Source organism: Amycolatopsis kentuckyensis (assembly GCF_002155975.1).
Lineage (GTDB): Bacteria > Actinomycetota > Actinomycetes > Mycobacteriales > Pseudonocardiaceae > Amycolatopsis > Amycolatopsis kentuckyensis.
Genome location: NZ_MUMI01000727.1, coordinates 1 through 11,370 on the forward strand (window position 1 = coordinate 1; position 11,370 = coordinate 11,370).

The following is an 11,370-nucleotide window of genomic DNA, read 5'->3' on the forward strand; positions in this document are numbered from 1 at the left end:
ACCGGCCGGCCGGTCCGGCGCCGGTTCGCGCGGCAGCTCGGTGACACGCTCGCCGGCACGCTGCGCGAGGCCTACGGGATGTCGGCCGGGCAGGCGCGGGCGATGTCCGGGCAGATCGCGGCCGAGTTCAGCCGGGCCGCGGCGCAGGTGCACGAGTCGATCGGCGAGGCGGGCACGGCCGGTGCCGCGCAGGCCGGTTCGGTCGGCGCGGGCGGTGCGCGGCAGGCCGCGGGCCTGCAGGAACGGCTGTCCCGGCAGCTCACCACGCTGATGCGCGAGGCGGTGGCCCAGGGCGACCAGGTCGTCGACGGCACCGCCGAATCGGTGTTCCGCACCGCGACCGAGGTGGACCAGGGCTTCGCCCAGGCCGTCCGCGACCTGCGGACCCGGCTGGAGCAGCACGCCGCCGAAGCCCGCACCCGCACCGGCGAACCGCTGACCACGCTCGACAGCCGGATGACCGACGCCGCCGAGCGCGCCCGCAGCCGGGTCGAGGACGGCTGGCTGCTGTCCCAGCTGCGCGACGCCTGGGACGCGCTGACGCCGGGCTTCATCGCCGGACTCGTCGTCGGCCTGCTGGTGACGATCGCGATCGTCGCGATCTGCGGCACCGGGATCGGCGCGCTGATCCTGGCCGGCGCGGTCGCCGGGGCCGCGTCCGCGCTGGCGTCCAACGCGACCGACTACGCGGCGGGCACCGGGAAGTACGCGGGCCACCACCCGTGGAGCTGGTCCGAGGTCGGCAAGGAGATGTTCTTCGGAGCGGTGTTCGGCGCGGCGGGCGGCGCGCTCGGCGCCGGCGTCAGCGGCGCGATCGGCGCCCGCACCGGCAGCACGATCCTCAACAGCGTCGCCCGCAGCGTGTTCGCCGAGGCGGCGACGCAGCAGGCCGCGAGCAAGGTGGCGAACGTCGTGGTCGGCGTCGGCATGGGCGTCGTGCAGAACGTCGTCTCCGACGGCACCAGCCGCGGCTGGGACCACGCCTTCGACCACTGGGACCGCGGCCTGCTCCTGAACGCCGCGGTCAGCGGGATCATGGTGTCCGACGCGGTCGGCGGCCGGATCCACGCGGCCACCGAAGGCGCCCGCGGCACGATGGTCGACGCCGGGATGGCCCTCAACGTGACGCCGGGGGAGTACGCCGCGTCCTCGGCCCGGACGGCCGCGGCACCCGAACCCACCCCGGCGGCGGGTGGCGGGCACGAGACCACACCCCCGGTTCCGGAACGCGAACCGGTGCCGGGCCCGGACGCCCCGCTGACCGAGCCGACCGTCGCCGAACCGGTCGAGGCGCCTTCGCGGACGCCGATGCAGGAGCAGGTCGAGCAGGCCACCGGCGTCGACCGCGGCGCGGCGCACGAGCAGAGCATGGCCGAGCTGCGCGCGTTCTACGAGAACCAGCAACGCGAAGCCGCGGTGTCCACCGACGTGAGCGGCACCCGGATCGACCAGATGGTGGACGCCTCGGGCACCCCGCGGACCCAGCCGGACGGCAGCCCGTACGGCTACGGCGTCCAGCAGGGCTTCGAGGTCCGCTCGTTCGACTACGGCCCGGGCGGCCGGCTCACCGAGGTGACCATGAAGGTCCGGCTCGAAGGCCGGCCGGGCGTCACCCCGGCCGAACTGGCCCGGCTGCAGGAGAACGTGCACGCCGGCGTCGACCAGCACTACAACAACGGCCAGACCCTGCCCAACGGCGACCGGCTGCACGTGACCGTCGAGTTCGTCACCGATCCCGCCGACGCGCACCTGAGCGTGACCGTCGAACCCGGCACCGGCGCGACCAACCAGAGCCGCTGGTTCGCCGGCGACAACCCGACCACGCTGGCGCACGAACTGGGGCACCAGCTCGGTTTCCTCGACGAGTACGTCGACCCGCGGACGGTCAACCGCGGCACCGCGGCCGCGCCGGGGGTGCACCAGGACGGCAGCCTGATGGGCGACTTCTGGTTGCGCGACGCCGCCGGCAACGCCGTGCGCGACGCCGCGGGAAACCCGGTGGCCGACCCGGCGACCCGCCTGCAGGACCGGCACCTCGACCAGCTCGGCGCGGACATCGACGCCGCGCGCGCCGCGGGCGGCACCGGTGGCGCACCGGCGCCGGGCCCGCGTGAGGTGGCCCCCGCCCCGGACGCGCTGACCGCGGGCGGTGAAGGCCTGCCGACGCGGTATTCGGAGGTGCTGGCCGCCGCCGACCAGCGGATCAAGACCGTCGAAGCGATGCTGCGGCGCAATCCCGAGCTGGCCACCCGGTTCCAGGGCGAGGCGCGGGCGCTGCGGATGGCCTACGGCGAGCAGCGGGACGTCTTCCTCGACATCTCCCCGGACAGTGCGACCCGCAGCGGCGGGATGAACGCACTGGCCGCGTCCGAACAGGGCGTCCTGCTGGAAAGCCGGGCCGCCGACCTGCTCGGCCGGATCGAGGAGGCCCGCACCGGCGGCGCGGTCGACACCGGCGCGTTCGACAACGCCGTGTTCCAGGAGGAGATCCGCCGGCTGTCGCCGAACGAGCGGGTCGCCCGCGTCGAGCAGACGGCGGGCACGGTGGCCGAGGGCAACGGCTGGACCTACGACAGCAGGCTGAGCTCGATCAACAACCGGAGCGTGTACCGCGATACCGCGACCGGCACGCTCTACGCTGTCGACACCCAGCACGGCACCTTCGAACGGTGCGCCGCCAACGGCAGGCACCTCGGCGAGGTCAACTTCGTCATGGAGCCCACCGAAGGCCGCGACACCAGCGGTGGCCACGACCTGACCGTCCCCTGACCGAGGAGAGGCATTGGCACACGTGTGGTACGAGGCGGGCAACGAGCACAACCCGGCCGATCCGTTCGGCCGGGTGACGCTCGAGGTCGAGGCCGGCGGCGAGCTGCGGCTGTCCCGTCACAGCCGCGACGGCGCCGAGGCCTGGACCGCCCGCGTCGAGCCCGCGTTCTTCGACCACCTCACCGGCGCGCTGCGCACCGCGGGTTTCCCGAAGGCCCCGTCGATCATGCCGAGTCCGGACGACCGGCTCCGTGACCTGCGGATCACCGGATCGGGTGCCGTCCTGCTGCCCTGGTACGACGCGGCGGAGCTGCCCGGCTACGCCGAAGCCTTCGCGCTGCTGGACGGCGTGGTCGCCCAGGTGACCGGGCTCGACCTGCGGGTGGCCCCGCCGCGGTCGCCCGCGACCGACATCGTGCGGGTCGGTTCCGTCAGCTGAGCAGCGCCGTCAGCGCGTCGACGGACATCGCTTCGCCGGACAGCGCGGCGCCGGAGTGCGACGGCGTGCCCGAAAGGCGTGCCGCGAAGCCGAAGTCGTGCGTGGCGAGAATGCGCGGCGTGGTCTGCCGCGCGTATTCCCGCGCCAGGACGGCGGCGTCGCGGAGGAAGGTCGCGGCGACGTCGGCGGCGCACAGCACCGGATGGCTGGTCTGCGGCAGGACTTCCAGCGCGACGGCGTTCGGGTCCTGACCCGGGAGCCGGGTGCACGCCATTTCTTCGACTTTGTTCATTGCGCATTCCTCTTCGGGATCCGGTGCAGAAGACAGCGGGATCTTCGCAGCCGTCCGGCCGCCCGGAAGCGATTTTCCGAGATCGGCGAACGAGATTCCGGCACCCGGCGGATCGGGCCGGGCCGCACCGGCCGGCGCGACCTTCGGCCGGACGCCCGGCTGGTCTCCTGAACCGGCCCAGCCGAGCCGTGGAGTCAGTCGTTCTTCGGCACCCATCTGCCCTCGGCGATTCTCGCTCTGGTGTTGGCTCTGGGGTTGGTGAATTGGGTGACCGGCTCGCCGTGGGGACCCGTGATCACCACGCGGTCGCCGAGAACGTGAACTGTGTTGCCGGTGTCGCTGTCGATGAACTTGTCGCCGTTGGCGATCACCTCCTGCGGTCGTCCTACCTGACGACCGGGATCGCCCTGCCTGGCCTGCGCCTGACGCTGCTTTGCGTGCTCTCGGCGGCCGGCCTCGGCCGCCACGTCCCGTTCCCCTTCGGCCTCCGCGTCAGCGTCGACCGCGGACTCCGGTTCAGTCTCGGATTCCAGTGCCTTGGTCATCTGTTCCCATTTTTCGTCTTCGGTCAGTTCGCGCGCCGGCTCCTCGATCGCCGGTTCCCCGGTGGCCGGCTCAGCGGCCGGCGAAGACGGAGTTTCGGCAGGTCCGCTGACTGACGACGTCCGGCCCGCGCCGGGCCCTTCGACGGTGGTAGTGCCGCTGGTGGAAGGTGTGGTGCCGCTTCCCGGACCCGGCTTGTCGCCGGCCATGGCTCGTGGGGCGTCGGAGGGGGCGCCGCCTTCGATCACGCGGAGGTCGGGCGGTTTCGGGCCGGCGTCGACCGGGCCGTCGGTGCCGGTGCCCGCGAGGACCTGTTCGTTCGCTTCCGCCGGCGGGATGGCGTTGTCGTTGGCCGCCGGTCCGCCGGGCAGGTCCGGTTGCGGGATGGCGTTGTCGTTCGCGGCGGTACCGGAGGGGAGCTCGACGGGTTCGGGAGCGGCCGGAGCCGGAGCGGAGTCGGGCGCCGATTCCGCGGCGGTGGTCGGCTCGGGGGCCGCGGTGGATTCGGGCGCCGGGGCGGACTCGGCGGCGGGTCCGCTTTCGGCGACCGGGCTGCTTTCGGCGACTGGCGCGCTTTCGGCGACTGGCGCGCTTTCGGCGACTGGCGCGCTTTCGGCAACTGGGCCGCTTTCGGCGACCGGGCCGCCCTCGGCGACCGGCCCGCTCTCCGCGACCGGTCCGGTCTCGGCGACCGGCCCGCCCTCGGCGACCGGCCCACCCTCGGCAACCGGCCCGCCCTCGCCGGCGCCACTTCCTCCGCGGCCGCCGAGGAGTTTTCCGCCCGCCTCCATCGCCTTGGCCATGCCGATCTGCAGCGCCATGTTGCCGGCGTTGGTGGCGTCCTCGGTCATCTGGTCGGACTCGTTCTGGAGCTCGCCGGCGGTCTGGGCGGTGGCCGCGTCGACGAGGTTCTTGATGAACACCAGGCCGTGCAGGGTCAACGCGATCGCCGCCGCCTCCAGGGCCCACGGGCCGACGGTGGCCGCGACCGTGCCGCAGAACGCGATGATCGGGGCCAGCGCCACCCCGACCGCGCCGAAGGAGAAGATCGAACCGACGATCGCGACCGCGGTCAGGATGATCGCGATCGCCGTGGCGAGCCCCGCGATCGAGCCGAGCACGATCGTGACGCCGGTGGCGATGTCGGCCGCGGACTTGAGCAGGTTGCCCACCGGGTCCTTCGCCCACTGCGCGGCGCTGAACAGGTTCGCGCCGCCCGAGGCGATCATCCCGAAGCCCTGGACGATGCCCATCAGCGACATCCGCGGGTCGATGAACCCGCGCGCGATGTTGCCGATGAACCGCGGGAAGTTCGTCGCCCCCACCGAGGAGAACAGGTGCCGGCCGGTCATCTTCAGCGCGATCCCGGCCTTGTCCGCGGCCGACAGCCGCTCGAAGTGGCCGCCGGTCTCGCGGTCGATCTCGGCGAGTTCGGCCCGACGGCGGGCGTCTTCGGCCTCCTTGTGCCCAGCGCGGGCGTGGGCGCTCTGCGGTTCTTCGCCGCTCAGCCAGGACGGCACGGCCCCGGTGACCGCCGCGGCCGGATCGAAGCGGGCCCGGTCGTCGTAACCGGCGCGCTGCACCTGATGCCGGCTCTGGCGCGGCACCCGCGCCGGCATCGACGCCAGCCCGTCGGCATACGACTGCTGCGCCGCGTGCACGCGCAGTTCCAGCCGTGCCGACGCTTCGTCCAGCGTCCGGGCCTGAGCGTCGAGGTCGTCCGCGCCGGCCCGCTGGTCGGCGGGGCCGCCGGCCAGTCCGGCCAGCCGGGCGCGGGCCGCCTGGTTCTGGCCGGTCATCTCGGCGGTCTTCTGTTCGGTCCGCTCCAGGGCCTGCTCGGTCGCGGAGATCCGGCCCTGCGTGGCGGTGTTGGACTGCTGTGCCTGCGCGGCTTCCTCGGTCAGCCGGCCGGCCCGGGTCTTGGTGGCGCCGATGGCGGTGTCGATCGAGCCCAGGTCGGCGCCGACCTGGGTGAGTTTCGAGCCCTGCTCGGCGGACTTGCCCGCGGCTTCGGCGTCCTCGGGCTGCTTGCTCGCGTTCTCCGCCGCCAGCTGCTTCGACTCGGCCGCCATCGGCGACGACTTGGCCTGTCCTTCGTCGCTCTGCGCGGACACCTGCGGTGCGCCCGTGGCGACCGTCTCCTGCTTCCGCCGCGACACCTCGAGTGCCTGCGCGGCTTGCCCGGCGACCTCGCGCCGGTGGGCGGTGTGCTCCTTGAGCCGGTCCACGCCGGCTTCGGCCTCCGCGACGCCGCCCTCGGCAGCGTGCAGGAGCGCCTGGATCCGGTGCGCCTGCGCCCGTTCCTGCGCCGCTTGCGTCCGGACGGCGTGCGCGCCGGTCCGCAACGCCTGCAGCCGCGCGGCCAGTGCGGCGGCCATCGCGTCCGCCGCCGGATCGCCGGGCACCGCACGGCCCGCCGCGTCGGCCGTCGCGGCCGGAGCCGGCAGCTCCACCGGAGCGGGCGCTTCCGGTGGCGGCTCCGCCTCGGCCTGAGCGACGGCCTGCTGGGTCAGCTGCGCCGCGCTCGCGACGGCCGTGGCCGCGTCACCACCGCCGCCTGCGCCCGACGGCGGCCCCGTGTCCTTGCCCCCGGACACCGGTACGGCGGGGGCCGCGGCTTCGGCCTTGGCCGCGGCCGCCGCACTGCGGGTCTGCTCTCGCCCCGCCGAGGTGTCCGGAGGCTGGACCGCGCCGGCCATCGCCGCGCGTTGTCTCGCCTTCTCGGCCGCCATCGCCCCGGGATCCGGGGCCGGGGTGGCTTCCTGCCCGGGCTCCGCGGCGTGCGCTTTGGCCTCCGCGATCCGGTCCGCCGCCCGGCTCTGCAGGGTGGCGGCGATCGCCGAACGCTGCACCACCGGCTTCCGCCCGCCCAGCAGCCGCCCGACGACGGCGTTGCCCGCCGACTGCTGCAAGGCCAGCAGGGACCGGGCGGTGCTCACCGGCGCATCGCCCGCGGGCTTCGAGACCGAAGCGGCGCGCTCGGCGCCGTGGTCTTCGGCGTGCTCGACTCCGGACACCCCACCAGCGTCCCCGCGGGCCGCGGTGATCAGCAGCCGTCCGTGGGTGGCCACAGGGGCGGACGATCGTGCCCGAACGTGCAGGCGTCTTCGGCTTACCCTCGACGGGTGGCCGATCCACCCCGCCGCAAGGTGAACCTGGCCGGGCTACCCGGCTGGGTCCGGTACGCCCTGGCCGTCGTCATCGCGGCCGCGATCGGCGCGGCCGCCTGGTTCTGGGGTGGCCGGCCCGGCGCTCCCGGCTGGTACCAGACCGGAGTCCGCATCGCCGCGGTGCTCCTCCTCGGCTGGGCTGTGGTCTGGGTCGTGCGCAAGGTGCTGAGCCACCGGCGGTGAAGCTCACTGCTTGCAGGGACCGAAGTACCGGCATTCGATCAACGCCCGCGGGTCGAGCGATCGCGCCCGCGGTTCGAGGGTCTCCAGCAGTGCGGCGATTCGCTCCAGATCCACGACGCCACCCGCGGTCAGCGGGAAGAACCGCTCCCGCGTGTCGTGCTCCGCGCAGCCGCTGCCCCGCAGGTTGCCCGCCGGGACGACGGCGAAGACCTCGTCGCCCTCGTTGTCGAACGTGAAGTAGCACTGCAGCCGCACCGGGGTGGTGTCGGCCACCTCGTTGATCCGCCGGCCACCGTAGGTTTCGGGGTAGTGCCAGCCGGCCTGGACGTCGTCGGCGAACCACACCCTCGCCGGGTCGCTGTCGCCGTCGAGGAGCCAGCCCCGTGCGGTGAGGAACTCGTGCACCCCGAGCTGGCGGGCGACCATGAGGTCGGACGTGGTCATCGCGGTCCCTTCTGACGGAGTCGGTACTCACGCTCAGTGTCGCGCTTGGTCGACTTTCACGACCGGGTGACCTGCGTCCGAGAAGCGAGACGCGGGCCGGCTACACGATGCCCGCCGCGATCAGCTGCTGCCAGATCTCGCCCTGGTCGACGACCTCGACGCCGTGCTTCTCGGCCTTCGTCAGCTTGCTCGCCCCGACGTCCGCGCCGGTGATGAGCAGGTCCGTGCTCGCCGAGACCGACGTCGCCGTGGTCGCGCCCGCCTTCTCGCAGAGCCGCTGGAACGTCGGGCGCGGGACCTTCTCGCCGGAGCGGGGGTCGTTGATCGCGCCGGTGACCACCACCGTCTTGCCCGCCAGCGGCGCGCCCGCCGCGACGACCGGCGGGAGGTCCTCCTCGCGCACGTCCAGCGAAACCCCCGCCTCCCGCAGGCGCTCGAGCTCGGGGCGCAGCCGGGTCAGGTGCTCGATCAGCGACGCCGCGACCTTCGGCCCGATGTCGTCCACGGCCACGAGCCCGTCGACACCCGCCTCCGCGACGTCTTCCAGGGAACCGAACCCGGCCCGGCACAGGCGGGCGGCGGTGCCCTCGGACGCCATCGGGATCGCCAGCCCGATCAGCGCCCGGCGCAGGCCGACCGCCCGGCTCGCGTCGATCGACTCGATCATCCGCGTCGCCGAAACCTCGCCGATGCGGTCGAATTCGAGCAGCTTTTCCTTCGTCAGCCCGTAGAAGTCCGACGGGTTCTCCAGGATCCCCGCCTCGGCCAGCCGTTCGATCCACACGCCGCCGATGGCGTCGATGTCCGCCGCCGCCCGCGACGCCCAGTGGATCAGCCGCCGCACGGTCTGCGCCGGGCAGGAAACGTTGGTGCAGAACAGTTCCCGGCTGTTGCCCTGCTCGGTCAGCGGCTGCCCGCACGACGGGCACGCATCCGGCGGGACGATCTCCCTCTCGGCGCCGGTGCGCTTCGAGGCGTCGAGCACGCCGGCCACGAACGGGATGACGTCCCCGGCGCGGCGGACCAGCACGGTGTCGCCGATCTTGATGCCGCGGGCGCGGATCACCTCCTGGTTGGCCAGCGTCGCGCGGGTGACCGTGGTGCCGCCCACGAACACCGGTTCCAGCCAGGCGACCGGCGCGATCTTGCCGGTCTTGCCGACGTCCCAGACCACATCGGACAGCACGGTGGTCTTCTCCTCGGCCGCGAACTTGAACGCCAGCGCCCCGCGCGGTGAGCTCGACCGGGTGCCGGCCGCCGCGTAGGCGTCCCGGCTCGCCAGCCGCAGGACGGCGCCGTCGAGGTCGTAGTCCAGGTCGTTGCGCTGCTGTTCGATCTCGCCGATCACGCTCTGCGCCGCGGCGGCGTCGGCGCAGCGCCGCATGTCGGCCGCGGTGAAGCCGAGCGTGTGCAGCGCGCTGCCGAGGTCGGTCTCCGCGCTGTCGGGCTCGGTGTAAAGGTCGAAGGCGAAGAACCGCAGCCGCCGCTCGGCCACGGTGGCCGGGTCCTTCGCGCGCAGGGTGCCGGCGGCGGCGTTGCGCGGGTTGATCAGCGGCTTGTCCGGGTGGGCGGTGTTGTAGGCGGCGAACGTGGAACGCAGCATCACGGCCTCACCGCGGACCTCGACCCGGCCCGGCGCGCCGACCTGCTCCGGGATCCCGTCGGTCAGGGCCCGCACGAGCACGGTGACGTCGTCGCCGGTCGTGCCGTCGCCGCGGGTGACCGCCCGGGCCAGCCGTCCGTTTTCGTAGACGACGGCCAGCGACAGCCCGTCCAGCTTCGGCATGACCACCACCGGCTGGCCCGGGAAGCGCCCGAAGAACGCCTCGACCTGCTCGGGTTTGGTCGCCTTCTCCAGCGACAGCATCGGGCGCGAGTGCCGGATCGGCGCGTGCAGCACCGCGGGCGCGCCCACCTGGTCGAGGGGGTTCGGGTCGGGGGTGAGCTCCGGGTGCGCCTCGATCAGGCTCCGCAGCTCGTCCTCGACCGCGTCGTACTCCGCGTCGGCCACCAGCGGCGAGCCACGGTAGTAGGCGTCGCGCAGCACGGTGATGCGGTCGGCGAGTTCCTGGATGCGTTCCTGAACGTTCACGCCGAGGACGTTACCGGGCACCCCCGACAGAAACCGCGAGCCTGGATGAACTCCAGGGTTACGATCAAGATCATGCGATTCGCCATCAAGACCTCGCCCCAGAACACCGCGTGGGCGGACATGCTCGCCGTCTGGCAGGCCGCGGACGAAATCGAGCTGTTCGAGTCCGGCTGGACCTTCGACCACTTCTACCCGATCTTCTCCGATTCGACCGGACCCTGCCTGGAAGGGTGGGTGACGCTGACCGCGCTCGCGCAGGCCACGAAGCGGCTGCGGCTGGGCACGCTGGTCAGCGGCATCCACTACCGCCACCCGGCGCTGCTGGCGAACATGGCCGCGACGCTCGACATCGTCTCCGGCGGGCGGCTGGAGATCGGGGTCGGCGCCGGCTGGAACGAAGAGGAGTCCGGCGCGTACGGCATGGAGCTCGGCTCGATCAAGGCGCGCAGCGACCGGTTCGAGGAAGCGTGCGAGGTCCTCGTCGGGCTGCTGACGCAGGAGACCACGACGTTCCAGGGCGAGCACTACCAGCTGACCGACGCGCGCTGCGAGCCCAAGGGCGTCCAGAAGCCGCACCCGCCGATCTGCATCGGCGGCAGCGGCGAGAAGCGCACCCTGCGCACGGCGGCGAAGTACGCCCAGCACTGGAACTTCGTCGGCGGCCCGCCCGAGGAGTTCGCCCGCAAGCGGGACGTCCTGCACCGCCACTGCGCGGACGTCGGCCGCGACCCGGCCGAGATCACGCTGTCTTCGCACGTCCGGCTCGAGCCCGACCTCGACTACGCGAAGGTCGCCGCCCAAGCCGAGGCCCTCGCGGAAGTGGGCCTCGACCTGGCGATCGTGTACTTGCCGCCGCCGCACACCCCGGCCGTGCTGGAGCCGCTGGCGAAGGCGCTCGAGCCGCTGCGCTGACCCGAGGGGGTCAGGCCGGGGCGCCCAGCGCGGCGACGGCGGCGGCGATGCCCGCCCGGTCGTAGCTGCCGGTGGGCAGGGCGGCGCTGTGCGCGTGGCGGACCACGCCCTGGGCGTCGACGAGGATGCTGCCGGACCGCTGCAACGCGCCGAAGACGGCCCGGTTCAGCCCGACCAGTTCGTGCGGCGTGTTCCGGCGGCCGGTGAGGACCGGGAACGGGACCTCGTGCTTCGCCCGCCAAGCGCGCGCCGTCTCGCGGTCCTCGGGGACGGCGATCAGGATGCGCACGCCGGCCGCTTCCAGCGCGGCGGCGTCCTCGGCGAGGGTACGGACGTGGTGGCGGCAGACCGGGCACGTCGTCGAGCGCACGAAGTAGAGCAGGACGGCGTGGTGGCCGTGGTGCTCGGCGAGACTGACGGGCCGGCCTTCGGTGTCTTCCAGGACCAGGTGCGGTGCGGGGGATCCGGCTTCGAGCATCGGGGTTCCTTTCAGGCGGTGTGCAGCCGGAGCCGGACCGCGGTCCGG

9 protein-coding genes are annotated in these 11,370 nt (G+C 73.4%); 4 read left to right on the forward strand and 5 right to left on the reverse strand.

All coding sequences use genetic code 11. From position 1 onward, the window contains the following. Positions 1–2,769 (forward strand): hypothetical protein (locus CCN39_RS50490; RefSeq protein ID WP_208630680.1); only part of this gene is annotated, 2,769 nt, incomplete at its 5' end. A 13-nt stretch (positions 2,770–2,782) separates the two neighbouring features. After that, the gene (locus CCN39_RS46695; RefSeq protein ID WP_143264442.1) at positions 2,783–3,208 is read left to right on the forward strand and encodes a hypothetical protein; all 426 of its coding nucleotides are present in this window, start codon (positions 2,783–2,785) and stop codon (positions 3,206–3,208) included. Here CCN39_RS46695 and CCN39_RS46700 read toward each other — a convergent pair. Both CCN39_RS46700 and CCN39_RS46705 read right to left on the reverse strand, forming a co-directional pair. Then, positions 3,201–3,500, reverse strand: coding sequence for a hypothetical protein (locus CCN39_RS46700; protein WP_086853526.1), 300 nt, complete (start codon positions 3,498–3,500; stop codon positions 3,201–3,203). The genes CCN39_RS46695 and CCN39_RS46700 overlap by 8 nt on opposite strands. Positions 3,501–3,694: 194 nt before the next feature. After that, positions 3,695–7,114, reverse strand: a complete 3,420-nt coding sequence (locus tag CCN39_RS46705; protein WP_086853528.1) for a hypothetical protein — start codon at positions 7,112–7,114, stop codon at positions 3,695–3,697. A 54-nt stretch (positions 7,115–7,168) separates the two neighbouring features. On the opposite strand from CCN39_RS46705, the gene CCN39_RS46710 reads away from it, so the two are divergent. Beyond that, positions 7,169–7,396 carry a hypothetical protein gene (locus tag CCN39_RS46710; RefSeq protein WP_086853530.1) on the forward strand — a complete coding sequence of 76 codons (228 nt, stop codon included), beginning with the start codon at positions 7,169–7,171 and terminating at the stop codon, positions 7,394–7,396. Positions 7,397–7,399: 3 nt separating this feature from the next. Here CCN39_RS46710 and CCN39_RS46715 read toward each other — a convergent pair whose 3' ends face one another. Further along, entirely contained in the window at positions 7,400–7,840 is a 441-nt protein-coding gene (locus CCN39_RS46715) for a hypothetical protein (RefSeq protein ID WP_086853532.1), read from the reverse strand. 100 nt (positions 7,841–7,940) lie between these two features. Then, complete coding sequence (ligA, locus tag CCN39_RS46720; protein ID WP_086853536.1) at positions 7,941–9,932, reverse strand: NAD-dependent DNA ligase LigA; 1,992 nt, start codon at positions 9,930–9,932, stop codon at positions 7,941–7,943. Between the two features lie 72 nt (positions 9,933–10,004). On the opposite strand from ligA, the gene CCN39_RS46725 reads away from it, so the two are divergent. Beyond that, on the forward strand, positions 10,005–10,844 hold the full coding sequence (locus tag CCN39_RS46725; RefSeq protein ID WP_167455383.1) for an LLM class F420-dependent oxidoreductase: 840 nt from the start codon (positions 10,005–10,007) through the stop codon (positions 10,842–10,844). A gap of 10 nt (positions 10,845–10,854) precedes the next feature. Here the strand turns inward: CCN39_RS46725 and CCN39_RS46730 are convergent, their stop codons facing one another. Then, positions 10,855–11,322, reverse strand: coding sequence for a redoxin domain-containing protein (locus CCN39_RS46730; RefSeq protein WP_086853534.1), 468 nt, complete (start codon positions 11,320–11,322; stop codon positions 10,855–10,857). Positions 11,323–11,370 lie beyond the last annotated feature (48 nt).